Source organism: Paraburkholderia sp. 35.1, from assembly GCF_050436525.1.
Lineage (GTDB): Bacteria > Pseudomonadota > Gammaproteobacteria > Burkholderiales > Burkholderiaceae > Paraburkholderia > Paraburkholderia tuberum.
The window spans coordinates 956339-970456 of sequence record NZ_JBNDMJ010000002.1 but is presented as its reverse complement, the minus strand read 5'-3'; the positions used below and the strand labels follow the sequence as shown (position 1 = coordinate 970456).

The window sequence follows — 14118 nt, the reverse complement described above, 5'->3', positions numbered from 1 at the left end:
GTTGGCTTAAGGGCGATTTATCCGCGGCCGACGAACGGCATGGCGGTCGCCATGATGGTCATATTGAGAACATTGGCTTCGAGCGGAAGACTGGCCATGTGCACGACTGCATTCGCCACGTGCGTCACATCCATTCTTGCTTCGGGTGCCAGGCGTCCGTCCGCTTGCAGTACGCCGCGGTTCATCCGTTCAGTGAGCGATGTGGCGGCGTTGCCGATGTCGATCTGGCTGCAGGCGATGTTGAATGCGCGTCCGTCCAGCGCGATCGATCTGGTGATGCCAGTCACAGCATGTTTTGTTGCCGTATAGGCAATGGTGTGCGGCCTTGGCGAGTGGGCGGAGATCGATCCGTTGTTGATGATTCGTCCGCCTTGCGGGGACTGTTCCTTCATCAAACGATAAGCGGCGCGAGCGCAGAGGAAAACGCCGGTCAGATTGGTGGCCACGACGTCGTTCCAGAAGTCGACTTCGTAGTCTTCCAGAGGGACAGCCCCAGCATTACGCCCCGCGTTGTTGAACAGCACGTCGAGCCGACCGAATGCCTCGGCAATTCCCGAAAACGCGTGCTCGACCGATGCTGCGTCGCCAACGTCGGCCTGGAATACGTCCGCTTCTCCCCCCGCCCTACCGATTGCTTCCTTTGTTTCCAGCAGCGGCTCGGCTCTGCGCCCGATCAGCGCGACGGCGAATCCTGCGTTAGCAAGTGCGACGGCGGCGGTTCGGCCGATGCCGGAGCCGGCGCCCGTCACGGCTGCGAACTTCTTCGATGCAGACATTTCCTTTCCTCTCGTCAAGTCAATTGGACATGGGAAACAGAGTTGCATTCGCATCAGGGGTTGAGCAATCTTGATTCATTGAATCAACATCCGCGGGCCTTGCGGATGGGGATCGCATCAGGGTTTTCCTGATGCGCGTGTGGCCGCAAGCAAGATTGAAGAGGGACAAGACGGAAACAAATCGCAACGCGCAGGCGCCGCGAACAATAGGGCGTGTCATCACCGAGGAGTTGATTCATCCAATCAACATTGACGGCCCGGTCAGCGATTTCGTACTCTCTCGACGTCTGCCTACCAAAGGAAAAACCATGTCGGAAGATAAACGCACCAGCCTGTTGATTGCGCGAACGGTTCCCACCGCCGTGGCGAATCGCGCTGCGGCCGAATTCCATGCCTTCGTGACCGAGTCCGATATGAACTCGTGGTCTGTCGTCGACTTCTGCAAGAAGCACGACGTGCCGGCCGTACTCATCGGGAAAAAATCCGGCCTGCAAGCGGAACACATTGCCGCGCTGCCTTCGACGGTCAAGATTATTGCGAACGCGAGCGCGGGCTTCGATCACATGGACGTAGCGGCGGCTCGTGACAGGGGAATCGTCGTGACGAACGCGCCCGATGCGTTGACCGAGTGCACAGCCGATTTTTCCATGCTGCTCTTGCTGGCTGCGTGCCGTCGCGCGTCAGAATACGAACGGATCATGCGCAACGGATGGGGCAAATCGTTCGGCATGACCGAGATGCTGGGTATGCGAGTGAATGGCAAGACGCTCGGCATCGTCGGATTTGGGCGTATTGGACGGGCGGTCGCTAAGCGTGCGCAGGGATTCGGCATGCGCGTGATCTACACGGACATGCACCGTGCGGCCCCGTCGCTGGAAAATGGCGCGACCTTCTATGCCACTCTCGACGAAATGCTGCCGCACTGCCAGGTCCTCACGCTGCACGTGCCGGGTGGAAGCGTCCCGCTCATGACGAAAAGAGAGTTTGGACTCCTTCCCGCAGGCGCGATTTTCGTTAACGCGGCGCGTGGCGGCCTGGTGGACGAAGATGCGCTTTATGACGCCCTGACGTCGGGTCATCTGTTCAGCGCGGCTCTGGATGTGTACCGGGACGAGCCCAACGTCGACAAGCGGTTTGCTGAGCTCGACAACGTGTTCCTGACGCCCCATATGGCCAGCGCAACGATCGAGACCCGCGACCAGATGGGCTTTACGGCGCTGGACAATATCGCCGCCGTGCTGGAAGGACGGCCCGCCTCGAATCCTGTCTAAGGCTCGCCCTCATCGGGACAGTAACGTTGCGACGCCGGCTGACCAGCCGTCTCCCGATAAACATCGACCAACGGCCGGTTGAATCCGCCACCGCAAGCAGCCGTTGGTTTCGCACCGGGCCGAAGGTCGGCAGTGGGTCGCTATGTAAATCTGCGCATAGTTGCGACCTGCGCATGGGAACGAACTGAGACGGTCGCCATCCGGCCGGGTGCGGCCACTTTCGGTCATACGATTGGTGAGCTAAGATCGTCGACAATCGGGCCGGGTGCGCAACTGACATGATCGATTCAGCACAGTCCCCGTTTGGCGCAGTTTATTCCCAGGGTATGTGAATGAAAGCATTATTGCTCGCATTGGCTTTTGTTTCGTCAGCAGTACTTGGCCAAACCAACCCCGGATCACGCGCCGACACCTCTGCGCATCGGCAGTCTAACGTCGAAGCTGAGAAGAAGATGCCTGCATCAGACCATGCAACAGGCCCATCATTTCCTGGCATCGCTGCTGTGAGTCCATCTAGTCAAGGTCCGGTTGAAAATAACGAAAAGTTAGACGAGCACCCGGACGTTAAGAACTGGTTGGAAAGACTCTTTGAGGACCCCGTTGCACTATTCACGTTCGTACTCGCGGTCAGTACTATGCTCCTTTGGTGGTCGACCAATAAGCTTTGGATAGAGGCAAAATCCGCAGGTGCGACAGCTGAAAAATCAGCTATTGCCGCGAAGGAAGCGGCCGACGTGGCAAGAGATAGTGCCAAGGCCTATATGGTTTCAGAACGGGCATGGGTTTCACTTATGCAAGTTGATCCCGTGAGGTTTCAAGACAGTGGTTTTTTTGACACCACTGACGGGCAATGGAAAGAGGGAGATGGTTGGGCATTCAGTATGCGCTGGACCAATCCGGGGAAAACGCCGGCAGTCAAGGCGATGATTATGTTGAAGGGCGAGTGCTTGCCTAACTCGGCTGGCATTCCAGCTTTCGAGAGCGCTGACGAGATCGTCGACGGACGGTCCACGATCTTCCCCAACACGACCGTCTCCAGTAACCCGGTTACGTTTAGCGACATGCAGATAACAGGCCTCAAAAATCGAACGTGCAGAATTTTTCTTTTTGGGCGAACCAGCTACTCGGACATTTTCAATACTACATCCAGTCGACACACGCAGACATGCGTAGAGGTTCAGTATGGTGGGAAGCGAGATGGTAACGATCAATTTAGATTTACCGTCGTAGGCGATGAAAACTCCCTTTCTTAATAATGTTATTGATAACGTGATGACTAAAGATCGCGTATTCGGGCTACAAGAAACTGCAATGGGTTTGCGGTTATGCCTTTTGCATGAAGTGCGCGCCCGACCGTGGACGCAGTGCGGCCAGGAAGCGACGCTCCTCGACGGCAACAAATGGCTGAAATTCGACAAGTTTCGGCCATTCAACCCGTTTTGGTATCGGTTAAAGGCCTATGCGGATATCGGACAAAACAACGTCCTTCCACCGATAGGTGAACAGCGGGTAAATCGCCAGATTTAACCTCGATATGGCGATTTAGAATTCTGAACACGAGCATGCGGAATTTCATTTCTCACGCAAAATTGCTTTACGAGATGCTGAGCCGAAACATTAGGATGATCTGGATTGCGAGGACCGATCAAAATCTCTTTTATCGCATCAGGGGGAAAGCAGAATTCATAGTAAGGAGCGAGCCCGTATCGCGATGCACGCCAAAGCAACGGATCAAGATCACTAGCTCGCAAAGGTTCGTAATTCGACGTATCAATCATTTGAGCTAACGTCAATCCTTCTGGAGTATGGGTCAATCTGTATTCGACTTCGTGACTAAACCCGGCATCCTTAGTAATCGAATCGAACCATGCGGTAGTCTGGGCGATGGTGTAATAGTGAAGCTCATTTTCGTCCTTGGTCGCATCGATTTTTTTAAGTAGATTGGAAATCAACTGCATTATTTTAGATCTATTTTTATCTGTAAAATATATCACGGGGCTTAATTTTATTTTATTTGTTTCAAGGAGCTTTTTTGTATTGCCTTTGAAATACGACTCAAACGTCTCAATGCTTGAACTATCAGGGTATTGCGATAGCAATCTTTCAGTATCGAATCCGATGGCGAAGCCTTTTCCAGAATCCGCGTAACTCATCCACTGGACAGTGGAATCGCCTTCACTAGAAAAGCAGCACGCGTAAATATCGTCTTTAACGACTTTAATATAAGGATCAATTTCCTCAAGAGTGAGTTTATCCATGGGTCTGCTTAGGCGATATCTGAGAGCGGTTTCTACGACCGACCCCTCCTTGACATCATTCATTTTCGTGGTGCTACTCAGCCACAATTTTTTGTTCTTAACGATCGAAAGAAGGGCATTAGCGTCGCAATAGTGATAGATGGTTGGCATAAGTGATCCTGCTCTAATCAAGGCGAAGTTGCGGGGGTAAGATTTGAACGTACGACCTTCGGATAATAAGCCCGACGAGCTGGCAGTCCGCTCCATCCCGATGCACGGAGCGTACCGGTTCTTGTGATTGCAGCTCTGCATGCGAACGTCTCGTGTCGGCGAGACCAATGCCAATGCTGAATGGGTGACTCGAATGAGGCGACAAGCGACATTCGACTTCGAGCTCCAGACCGTCGACAACCGCCGACAATCGGATTGCTCTTTCGTCTGTGCAGTTTTCCCCCGTCTTGCACCCAATCTCGAGGATCAATAGTGCCCTCGGATGGAAGGACCTGCTCCTATGCTCTGTGACCGCTATCTCGGCTATGATGTCCCTCGCCGACGAACGAAGCAGATCGAAGTATTGGAATTCAACGAATCACAGACGCCGAGAACGGCAATCACGAAATTAATTCAACATATGACTACGACTATTAATCAAGTTTTCGTGGCCGCAGTACTTATTGGCGCCACTTCAATTGCAGCGGCAGCTGCTGGACCGTGGGTTAAGACTTTTTCGGGACCGGACAGCGACGAGACAGGAACATCCTTGCACACTGAATACGTTCTGCCGACGAGCGTCAAGCTCATACAAGGAAATTATAGAACGGCCTTTATGAAGGTAACGTGGGACCCAGGCGTTCGAGGTTTCGACGGTGACGTCATGACGACCTTGATCGCTGAGACCATGATCAACTGCAACGATCTTAGTTGGGGCAATGTGAGTGAAATGTATTTCGACAAAAGCATGAAGCCGATTATGTCGTCCACTGGGGACTTCGACCGTTCAAAGTCGGTCTGGACCATAAAAGATATGAAAAAGCTTAGGCCGTCCGACTTCACCTATCGAACAGCACAATACATCTGCGGCATTGTTGTGCACGACGCATATTAAATGTTTCTCGGTCGAAAACGTATGCTGGGACGGCGGATTGAATGGCCGCTTTGGGAAACAGCGGCCGACTGAAGTGGGTCGCGTGCCACCGATCGCCGTCAGTCAGAGGTCGGCCACAAGAGGACGTTCGACATGGCTGCCTAAATTGCCTAAATTGACAATCTATCGCCAGAACCCTAGGCATGATCGACGAACAGGCGGGGCACAGAAAAATGAATGCTAGAAACTCGATAATTTTAATCGTTCTGGCAACAGCTTCAGTCGTTGCGCAGGCGCAGTCCCAGGTCAAACTCATGTTGTTCGGGGGCAGAGACCATGACGTATATTTGGGCTGTCTGAACTGCTCGGATGTGGCATCCGACTCGGTTCACAATGATATCGGCCAATACGGCTCGGACATTTCGCCGAGGAGCATCTTCAACGACATAGGCCAGTACGGATCGGACATATCTTCTGAAAGCCCATGCAATGACATTGCATCCGATCCACCGGTCATCGTTGACCAAAATGGCGGATTCTACGGGTACCTGACGCTTAACGATACGCATCCGCATGCAGTCACCGATCCGAACATCCTGGCGTGGCTAAAATATAAAGTTTGTAAGGTACAACGCTGACTGCTCGACTCTCTCGACTGCGCTGCTGAAGCTCTATCAGTTTGAAGGACCGCTTGCTGGAAATTCGAACGTCTCCTGCGGGTCGTAAGTACGCGTTGGCGGATTTGAGAGTCGCCGCTCCGGAGCCGCCTCGGGCGAGCGCTACGGTGTGCCCGGCAACGAAGCGGTGCTCAACGCGTTCTTGCGCTACCACCATTCGCAGGGGCTTTCCGAACGGATAATGACTATCGACAAACTGTTCGCGCCTTCCACCACGGCGCAGTTCGTTATCTGACGCCATTCGCGGGGGCGGCGAAAATCTCTTCCTCTGGCCCGAGACAGGTTTCTCCATGCGCGCCAACCATGCTTCGCCTACGCAAACTGGCATGCCCGTGCTCCAGACGACGGGCCATATCTCCTCGTTCGGCAACGACGCGATTGCATTGCGCTGGACGAACGAGGACGAACGTCTCGCCGGTTTCTCACTGATCGATTGCGAGCGCAAACGCACGTTACGCATCGTCGCGCCGTTCACGCTCACGCTCGCTGACGGAACCACCATCGGCCTGACCGAGCTAAGGGTCGTTGCGCCCGTGAGCGACGCTGCGCTCGAACCCAACCCGCATGCGTCCCGCTTGGGCGAACGAATCGCAGGGCGACGCGCGAGCGTCTCCCTGGTAGATACACATGGACACCTAAAGGTGCAATTGAGCGTGGAGCAGTGCGAAGGGTCACGATATCTGCGCGTCCAGCTGGCGATTACGGCGCTTCTTCAGGACGAAGCGATCGCTGCCGTCTCATTGCTGAAGACGCGCGCTCCAGGCGCCAGGGCCAGTAGTGAGCGCAAGGGCACGCCGGTCATTGCGGGCAACTTCTATCTGGGCTTCGAGCACCCGCTGGCGACAAGTCAGGTGAAGGGCGACAGCCTCAGCTTCATGCTGCATCGCGCGTTGCCGCTGGAGAAAAACAGGACGCTGGTCTACTCCGCTGTGGCAGGTGTAGCCAGCGACGGCCAGGTTCGGCGCGACTTCGGCATCTATCTGGAGCGGGAACGGGCTCGCCCGTATCGCCCGTTTCTGCACTACAACAGTTGGGGCGACATCGGCTACCTCACGCCGTACACGCAGGAGCAGGCGCTCGAGCGCATCGCAACAATCGGCCACGAGTTGCACACAGCGCGCGGGGTGCAGATCGATTCGCTTCTGTTCGACGATGGCTGGGACGACCTTGGCGGCGGCTGGCATTTCAGCAAGGCATTTCCACATGGCTTCGTTCCGCTGCGCGACGCTGCCGCGCGATTCGGCGCCGCTCCCGGCATATGGCTTTCCCCGTGGGGCGGCTACGGTGCGCCGAAACAGGAACGCGTGACGCGAGGACGTGCCGCTGGTTATGAGGTCATCGACAACGGTCTCGCATTATCGGGGCCGACGTATTACCGGCGCTTTCATGAAGTCGTGATGGACTTGCTCGACAAGGGCGGCGTCAACCATTTCAAGTTCGACGGCACAGGCAATGCCGACAGGGTGTTCCCCGGCAGCCTGTTCGACAGCGATTGGGACGCGGCGATTCAACTGATCGAGGACATCCGCGCGGCCAAGCCCGAAATTTTCATTAATCTCACCACAGGTACGCATCCGTCGCCGTTCTGGCTGCGCCACGTCGACTCCATCTGGCGCGGCGGCAGCGACGATGGCCTGGCGGGCAGCGGCACGAACCGCGAGCGCTGGATCACATACCGCGACACGCAGACGTATCACAACGTCGTGGAGCGCAGTCCGTTCTTTCCACTCAATTCGCTGATGCTGCACGGCATCCTCTACGCGCAGTGCAATCCACGCCTCAATGCGTCGGCGGGCGACGCATTCTCCAACGAAGTGTGGTCGTACTTCGGGACCGGCACGCAATTGCAGGAGCTCTACATTACGCCGGCGCTGCTGGGCGAGCACGACTGGGATGTGCTTGCGCGCGCCGCCCGATGGGCGCGAGAAAACGGCGACATACTTCGCGACAGTCATTGGATCGGCGGAGCGCCGGACGAACAGGCGGCCTACGGTTGGGCAGCGTGGGCGCCGCACAAGGCGATCGTGACGCTGCGCAATCCTCACAGTCGCACGCAACGCTTCACACTCGAGCTGCGGCGCCAACTGGAACTGCCGGATAACGCGGTGGCACGATTCGAATCGCGCAGCCTTGGACGTGCGGGGGATTCCGGTATTCCTGCTCAACTGGACGCTGATCTGTCGCAAGCAGTGCAACTGGCGCCGTTCGAAGTGCTTACGCTCGAACTGCTGCCGGTTGCCGCCGCGAAGCGGTGAAGGGGGACGATACGTAGGCGCTAGCACAACCTGTCGGCCAGTTGAATCGGCTTTGCCTCGATCTGATGGAGGTCGAAGACCAGCACCTCGTTGTTACCTTGCACGAGCCACGGCGCGGGACAATACAGGCGCCTTTGCGGGCCGATGTTCCAGTAGCGTCCGAGATTGTGGCCATTGACCCAGACGATACCCTTGGTCCAGTTGCTCATGTCGAGCCAGGTGTCGCCGACTTCAGTCAGCAGCACGTTCGCCTTATAAAAGAGACCGGGTTTCCCTGGGTTCGTGCAGTCTTCGTTGAGGTTGGCGATAAACGTTTCATCCATCGGCAGCAGGTAGATGTCCCATTCCTCGAGCAACGCGAGCGAGCCGTCGACGTGTTTCATCGTGACCGGCTCGAGCAGACCTTTACGGTCAACGATCGCGGGTCCGAAGTTGACGCGCCCCATGGCCTCGACGAGTATCTCCAGCGCTACCTGGCCGTCCGGGTTCGACCCGTGGTTGTGCCGCGCCGAAGGCAGGGCAAGCGGCGCGCGATGCATCATGTGGAGCGACTGCGCGTACTCCTGCGGCAGTTGCGCTCTCGATACGCCGCCCGCGTACCGTTCACCAAGGAAAACCGTTGCGTAGTCGTGAACGGCGCTGATATCCAGCACACCGCGCGCGTGCTCCGGCAAAGACTTGTGATACAGCACGAAGCCAAACGCCTGACCGTAGCGTTCAAACGACTGCGGCTCGACGCCATGCTCGCGTGGCAGTGCCGCGGGCAGGTTGTCCCAGATCGAGGCGTAGAGCGTTGGCATCAAGGCCTTAGCGCCTGCGCAGTCAAGCGTGGCGATGACCTCGGGTATGGCTGGCAAGGGTTCGGGCAGATAGCTGGCGATCAGGTCTCGATACTTGATGTACTTCGGCGTCGCCATGCCTTGCTCGCTGATCGGCGCGCAGTAGTCGTAGCTCGTGATGTCGGGCTGATAGTTGCCTGAAGCGTCCACGTTCGCGCCGGCAAAAAAGCCAAAGCTCGTGCCGCCGTGAATGACATACAGGTTGAACGACAGTCGCGCCTGCATGAACGTGGCCAAGGTACTGGAGAGGTCGTAGTCCACGCCCGCGAACCCCGCTTCGCCCCAATGCGTGAGCCACCCTGGGTACACCTCGCCTGCCATCGCGGGCACCGAGGGGAATTCGCGGCGCACGGTTGCGATCTGCGCTGCGTCGCCGTTGCTCAGCGCGATCGCGCCGCCCGTTACCGTGGTGCGATTGCGTTCGAGTTGCGGGAGACCGTCTTCGGTGTAGAACGGCCCGGTTATGCCTCCTGCTAGCCAAAGCTGCCTGAGCTCTTCGAGGTAAGCCGGATTGCTCGCATACGAACCGAATTCGTTCTCGATCTGGATCATCAGGATCGGTCCGCCGTGCTCGCTCATCAATGGCTTGATACGCGGAACCAGTTCGTCGATATAGCGAGCCACCGCCGCCATGTAGCGAGGATCGGTGGCCGAGTCGGTCCGCAACTGGATGTCCGGATCGCGCAACAGCCAGGAAGGGAGGCCGCCCAGATCCCACTCCGCGCACACGTAAGGCCCGGGGCGCAACAGCACCCACATCTGCTCGGCTTGGCACAGGCGGATGAAGGCCTCGATATCGCGATTCCCGCTGCGGAAGTCGAACACGCCTCTATGCGTCTCGTGGTAATTCCACATGATGTACAACGCGATGCAGTTCATCCCCATCGCTCTTGCCATGCGGATCCGGTGTCGCCAGTACTCGCGCGGGATGCGGGCTGGATGCATCTCGCCGCTGCGAATCTGGAACGGCAGGCCGTCGAGCAGGAAATGTTCGCCGTCGGGGCTAAAGGAGAAGGTATGGCTGCGTTCGAGGTTCACGATGGGCGTTGTCAAGTTGACGAATGCAGGCTACCTGTAAATCGGCTGCACCTGCGAGAACGGTAGAACTCAGTTCCTTAACGATCAACAGCTTGCGAACTTTTTCGGTCCGCGGCGGCGCCATGCCTCGCACGGACCAAAGGTGCCGTTCGCCGGACCGGCCGACCAACGTCAGCTGAGGAACGGCGGATTCAACCGGTGGACGCGATCGCTCGATGGAATCGTTCAGCTGGCGTGCGTATTGCCGATGCGTGAACTATTCTGAAAAGATCGCAATTGTTCATTCCTTTTCAGGTATTCGACAGGAGGTGTGCCATGTCGATGTCGCCAACCTTGCAGGACTGCCTGCGCAGCAAGGGTTCCCGCTACGAAGTCGTGCGTCACCCATACAGCCACTCGAGTATCGAAACGGCTGCTGCGGCGCACATTCCGGGCGACCGCCTCGCCAAGACCGTGCTCCTCGAAGACGAACACGGCTACGTGGCCGCCGTGCTGCCGTCAACTTACGCCGTGCAGCTCTCCGAACTCTGGAGCAAGACAGGGCGCCGGCTCGCCCTGGCCACGGAAGTCGAACTGCGCGAATTATTCAAGGACTGCGATGTGGGAGCGCTGCCGCCAATTTGTATGGCGTATGGCATGAAAACCTACCTGGAATCCAGCCTGGCAGGCCAGCCCGACGTCTACTTCGAGGCGGGCGATCACGAAGAACTGATTCATATGGAAGCGGATCAGTTCCTCATGCTGATGGACGATGCGGAGCGCGCCCATTTCGCCCGACGGATGCGAGGGTTGAGCGGGCGGGCCTGACTCAACTGGCCAGCCCGTGCGCTGGCCGCGATAATTTGACCGCCTTTTGGTTCATTTGTCAGGGGGTAACTAATCAGCGGAAGCTAGAATTTTTTTCCAACTTCCGCTTGGTTAGTCACGCGTCATTGCGCCAGCTGCCAGCGCAGCACCGGATGCGTCGCGCCGGCAGGCATCGCCCACACCCCCGTCGGACTGAAGTCATCACCCACGAATGATGCCGGTGTGCTCATCTGCGCGGTGGTCAGCCCGTTCGCCGCGGGAATCGGCGTGCCGTAGACGACGCCGGCTGTGGCGGTCGTGGTGTCGGTGTCCCAGTACACATCGTTCCCGATCGTGCCTGTATTGGCCCGCGCGATGCCGATCGGCTGATAGTTGCTCCGGCTGACCCGGGAAGAAATTCATGGTGAGCTTTTGCAGGAGTCCCGCACGGATTACCTGACTCGCCTCGGAAATCGAAAGCTGTTTTCGAAGAGGGGGAGCGGGTTATCAGCGACCGCGGCATAAATCGACTACCCGTCACACTTCTTGCGTTCGACCTCGATCACTTCAAGAGAATCAACGACCACTTTGGGCACAAGACCGGCGACGAGGTTTTGAGGTCATTCGCGGAAACCGTTCGAGCCGTGACGGGTACGGACGCGATTCTTGCACGCATCGGCGGCGAAGAATTTGCCGCCCTGCTGCCGGGCTACGACAGCGACCGCGCAAAAAAGCTAGGCGAGAACGTTCTCAGCCGGTTCGCCGCAATGTCCCATGGCGCCGACGGCGACCGGATTCGCGCCACCGTCAGCATTGGACTCGCCGAGTCAAGTCGCGAAACGGCTTCCCTCACCGACCTGCTCTCAGCCGCCGACCAGGCGTTGTATCAAGCCAAGTCGCTGGGCGGCAATCGGCTTGAACAGACGCCAACGACCGCGCTCGCCGCCGCCAGTTGCTCTTCGAGTGGCAATCGGATTTAAGCTCCCGCCGGATAGAGTGTGGGGAAGTTTCCGGTCCCGCTCGAAACACTGAATTCATTTGCCAGCACGGCTCCGTCGATTTTCCGCGTGGCCGAGGAGCCACGCGGATTTTCGTCCGAGCGCGATTGCGCACGCAGGTACGACACATGGATGCTCACGAACCCGACACGCGGCCGACCCAGCCCGTAACCCGCCCTGTCCTTGTCTGGGACGCGCCGGTGCGGTTATTTCACTGGCTGGTGGTCGTGCTGGTCACGGCCGCGTATGTCACGTTGAAGCTGAACTGGATCGACTGGCACGTGCGCGTCGGCGAGACGCTGCTCGCCCTTGTTATTTTCCGGCTGCTGTGGGGCTGCTTTGGCAGTGAGACCGCCCGCTTTCGCAGTTTCGTGGCATCACCCGCGGCTGCGCTTCGTCATTTGCGCCGCCTGTTTCATCGCGAGCCCGATGTGCAGGTAGGCCACAATGCGGCCGGCGGCTGGATGGTTCTATTTCTGCTCGTCTTGCTGCTGACCGAGACGCTGAGCGGGCTCTACGTCAACAACGATATCGCCGACGAAGGGCCGTTTAGCGAACTGGTGCCCGTGTGGCTCGCCAACGCAATCTCGGCGTTGCACGGCCTTGTCTGGTACGTGCTGCTTGCCGCGGTGGTGCTGCACGTGCTCGTGATCGCCCTCTACGCGGTAGCGAAGGGACACAACCTGCTGCGCCCGATGCTGACCGGCTACAAACTGCTGCCCTCGTCCGTGGACGCCCCGCGGCAGGCGCCAGCGCTGCTGGCGCTGCTGCCATTCGGCGTCGGCGTTGCCGTGGTGATGCTGCTCGCGGCTTATCTGTGAGCCTGCCGCAAACCCGCTCTCCGGGCGCGGCTACCGTGCCTGGATCAACTGCCCTTCGGCGGCTTCACCTGGCCGCGAATCTCGCCATTCGGATTGTCCTTCGTGTGAACGTTGATGTACATGTCACCGGCTTCGAACATCTTGGCGTCGTCCGGAGATAGCGTGGCCTGACCGGTGATCGGGCTCGTCACCTCCATGTTGCCCTTCTGCGACAACCAGACTTTTATGCCTGCGTTTTTACCTGCCGGGGCGGGCCCGTGGAAATGCGCCATCGTGGCCGGACTCGTCAATCCGCTGAAGCTGATGTTCCAGGTGACGACCCGCGTGCTGGGGTCGTACGTGAGCTTGGCGGTGCCGCTGCCAGGCGTCTGCACCGGCGGAACCTGTTGGGCGCCCGTCAAAGGCACCTCGAACGAGACGGGCGCCGCTTGCGCCAAGGTCAGCGTACCCGCGAAGGCCAAACCACAGAACACCATGAAAGCGCGCCGCGTGATGGATCGTGACATCTGGTTTTCTCCTGTTGGGTTTGCCCTTGGTGAGCGGGCGATTATTGAAGACTGCAGAAGACCTCGTCGGCGTTGTTGGCAGCCAAACAAGTGAGTCAAGCATAGACGCAAGCAGGCCGTAACGCGAAGGTTGCATGAGGCCGAAATCCGGCTATGCGTGGCGACCGCCCGTCACGTCGACGCCAGATGAGTCTGTCCAGCGATTCGAAAGGAAATCGTCGGGCGAAAATCGTTGAAATTTGATCTGGCGCGAAAAATTCTTCCGGTACGAGATGCGCTTTGTGCGGAGGCAGCGGATGTAACTGGCGCGACCTGGTGTTGCGCCAGGAGCCTTCATGGATCACACCCATTGTTGCGCTGCCATGTCCATCCCGAACGCCTTCATCGGCATCGCGATTCTGTCCTGCCTGATGAGCGTCGCCGTTCTCGGCTCGCTGTTTTGCGCTCAGGTTCCGGGGATACGCCATTGGTGTGTGGCAAGTGGCCTGCTGGCCGTCACGGCCACGCTCCTTCTGTTCCGTCGATCGGATATCGTCGTACTGTGCGCAAGCGCGTTGCTGCTACTGGCCTCGCTCCTCGCGATCCACGGCTTCCGGCGATTCTTTCATCAGCAAACGGCAGAAACTGCGTGATGCTGGCGGGGTCGTCGCAGCGTGCCGATGACATCGTTTTCAGTTTTTCGGCTTAGGAAAGGCTCCGCGCAGGGCTGCGCAGGAGACGCCTGAGCGATCGTCCATTCGCACTGCCACCGCAAAAAAAAAACCGGCATGCAGTTGCCCGCATACCGGTCTCTATTGGGGCCCAGTCGCGTCACCGCGAAAAGGGCCGCC

At 58.0% G+C, this 14118-nt stretch carries 14 protein-coding genes and 1 pseudogene; 10 read left to right on the top strand and 5 right to left on the bottom strand.

Going from position 1 to position 14118, the window contains the following annotated elements:
- Positions 1-17 precede the first annotated feature (17 nt).
- Positions 18-776 carry an SDR family oxidoreductase gene (locus OKW27_RS10345; RefSeq protein WP_187631276.1) on the bottom strand — a complete coding sequence of 253 codons (759 nt, stop codon included), beginning with the start codon at positions 774-776 and terminating at the stop codon, positions 18-20.
- A 308-nt stretch (positions 777-1084) separates the two neighbouring features.
- On the opposite strand from OKW27_RS10345, the gene OKW27_RS10340 reads away from it, so the two are divergent.
- The 3 genes from OKW27_RS10340 to OKW27_RS10330 all read left to right on the top strand — a co-directional run bounded on the left by OKW27_RS10340 (position 1085) and on the right by OKW27_RS10330 (position 3574).
- Entirely contained in the window at positions 1085-2047 is a 963-nt protein-coding gene (locus OKW27_RS10340) for a 2-hydroxyacid dehydrogenase (RefSeq protein ID WP_429334577.1), read from the top strand.
- 332 nt (positions 2048-2379) lie between these two features.
- Complete coding sequence (locus OKW27_RS10335; protein WP_429333407.1) at positions 2380-3300, top strand: hypothetical protein; 921 nt, start codon at positions 2380-2382, stop codon at positions 3298-3300.
- Positions 3281-3574 carry a hypothetical protein gene (locus OKW27_RS10330; protein WP_429333406.1) on the top strand — a complete coding sequence of 98 codons (294 nt, stop codon included), beginning with the start codon at positions 3281-3283 and terminating at the stop codon, positions 3572-3574. The genes OKW27_RS10335 and OKW27_RS10330 overlap by 20 nt, the downstream gene beginning before the upstream one ends.
- Here the strand turns inward: OKW27_RS10330 and OKW27_RS10325 are convergent.
- Positions 3571-4305 (bottom strand): DUF2971 domain-containing protein, encoded by a 735-nt coding sequence (locus OKW27_RS10325; RefSeq protein ID WP_429333405.1) that lies wholly within the window; start codon positions 4303-4305, stop codon positions 3571-3573. The genes OKW27_RS10330 and OKW27_RS10325 overlap by 4 nt on opposite strands.
- Before the next feature lie 490 nt (positions 4306-4795).
- On the opposite strand from OKW27_RS10325, the gene OKW27_RS10320 reads away from it, so the two are divergent.
- From OKW27_RS10320 to OKW27_RS10310, 3 genes are all read left to right on the top strand, one after another.
- Positions 4796-5389, top strand: coding sequence for a hypothetical protein (locus OKW27_RS10320; RefSeq protein WP_429333404.1), 594 nt, complete (start codon positions 4796-4798; stop codon positions 5387-5389).
- Positions 5390-5571: 182 nt separating this feature from the next.
- Entirely contained in the window at positions 5572-6006 is a 435-nt protein-coding gene (locus OKW27_RS10315; RefSeq protein ID WP_429333403.1) for a hypothetical protein, read from the top strand.
- Positions 6007-6335: 329 nt separating this feature from the next.
- Entirely contained in the window at positions 6336-8300 is a 1965-nt protein-coding gene (locus OKW27_RS10310) for an enterotoxin (RefSeq protein WP_429333402.1), read from the top strand.
- A 20-nt stretch (positions 8301-8320) separates the two neighbouring features.
- Here OKW27_RS10310 and OKW27_RS10305 read toward each other — a convergent pair whose 3' ends face one another.
- Entirely contained in the window at positions 8321-10192 is a 1872-nt protein-coding gene (locus tag OKW27_RS10305; protein ID WP_429333401.1) for a beta-galactosidase, read from the bottom strand.
- Between the two features lie 300 nt (positions 10193-10492).
- Here OKW27_RS10305 and OKW27_RS10300 point away from each other — a divergent pair, with 300 nt between their 5' ends.
- A complete protein-coding gene (locus tag OKW27_RS10300) occupies positions 10493-10984 on the top strand; it encodes an aminoacyl-tRNA deacylase (RefSeq protein WP_090807449.1) in 492 nt (163 codons plus the stop codon).
- 122 nt (positions 10985-11106) lie between these two features.
- Here the strand turns inward: OKW27_RS10300 and OKW27_RS10295 are convergent, their stop codons facing one another.
- Positions 11107-11304: a hypothetical protein gene (locus tag OKW27_RS10295; RefSeq protein ID WP_341809942.1), complete on the bottom strand. Its 198-nt coding sequence runs from the start codon at positions 11302-11304 to the stop codon at positions 11107-11109.
- Positions 11305-11356: 52 nt separating this feature from the next.
- Here OKW27_RS10295 and OKW27_RS10290 point away from each other — a divergent pair.
- A pseudogene (locus OKW27_RS10290) lies at positions 11357-11943 on the top strand (GGDEF domain-containing protein); the annotation flags it as partial.
- A gap of 146 nt (positions 11944-12089) precedes the next feature.
- The gene (locus tag OKW27_RS10285; protein WP_090807451.1) at positions 12090-12782 is read left to right on the top strand and encodes a cytochrome b/b6 domain-containing protein; all 693 of its coding nucleotides are present in this window, start codon (positions 12090-12092) and stop codon (positions 12780-12782) included.
- Between the two features lie 44 nt (positions 12783-12826).
- On the opposite strand, the gene OKW27_RS10280 is transcribed toward OKW27_RS10285, so the two are convergent.
- A complete protein-coding gene (locus OKW27_RS10280) occupies positions 12827-13288 on the bottom strand; it encodes a CHRD domain-containing protein (RefSeq protein ID WP_090807453.1) in 462 nt (153 codons plus the stop codon).
- Positions 13289-13623: 335 nt separating this feature from the next.
- Between OKW27_RS10280 and OKW27_RS10275 the strand changes: the two genes are divergently transcribed.
- Positions 13624-13920 carry a hypothetical protein gene (locus OKW27_RS10275; RefSeq protein ID WP_429333400.1) on the top strand — a complete coding sequence of 99 codons (297 nt, stop codon included), beginning with the start codon at positions 13624-13626 and terminating at the stop codon, positions 13918-13920.
- The last annotated feature ends 198 nt before the right edge of the window (positions 13921-14118 follow it).

Excerpts from the sequence above, each read along its gene's own strand:
- OKW27_RS10320 (WP_429333404.1), top strand. The coding sequence starts at position 4,796 with ATGCTCTGTGACCGCTATCTCGGCTATGATGTCCCTCGCCGACGAACG.
- OKW27_RS10300 (WP_090807449.1), top strand. The coding sequence starts at position 10,493 with ATGTCGATGTCGCCAACCTTGCAGGACTGCCTGCGCAGCAAGGGTTCC.
- OKW27_RS10325 (WP_429333405.1), bottom strand. The coding sequence starts at position 4,305 with ATGGATAAACTCACTCTTGAGGAAATTGATCCTTATATTAAAGTCGTT.
- OKW27_RS10275 (WP_429333400.1), top strand. The coding sequence starts at position 13,624 with ATGGATCACACCCATTGTTGCGCTGCCATGTCCATCCCGAACGCCTTC.
- OKW27_RS10310 (WP_429333402.1), top strand. The coding sequence starts at position 6,336 with ATGCGCGCCAACCATGCTTCGCCTACGCAAACTGGCATGCCCGTGCTC.
- OKW27_RS10345 (WP_187631276.1), bottom strand. The coding sequence starts at position 776 with ATGTCTGCATCGAAGAAGTTCGCAGCCGTGACGGGCGCCGGCTCCGGC.
- OKW27_RS10330 (WP_429333406.1), top strand. The coding sequence starts at position 3,281 with ATGAAAACTCCCTTTCTTAATAATGTTATTGATAACGTGATGACTAAA.
- OKW27_RS10335 (WP_429333407.1), top strand. The coding sequence starts at position 2,380 with ATGAAAGCATTATTGCTCGCATTGGCTTTTGTTTCGTCAGCAGTACTT.
- OKW27_RS10285 (WP_090807451.1), top strand. The coding sequence starts at position 12,090 with ATGGATGCTCACGAACCCGACACGCGGCCGACCCAGCCCGTAACCCGC.
- OKW27_RS10315 (WP_429333403.1), top strand. The coding sequence starts at position 5,572 with ATGATCGACGAACAGGCGGGGCACAGAAAAATGAATGCTAGAAACTCG.
- OKW27_RS10280 (WP_090807453.1), bottom strand. The coding sequence starts at position 13,288 with ATGTCACGATCCATCACGCGGCGCGCTTTCATGGTGTTCTGTGGTTTG.
- OKW27_RS10340 (WP_429334577.1), top strand. The coding sequence starts at position 1,085 with ATGTCGGAAGATAAACGCACCAGCCTGTTGATTGCGCGAACGGTTCCC.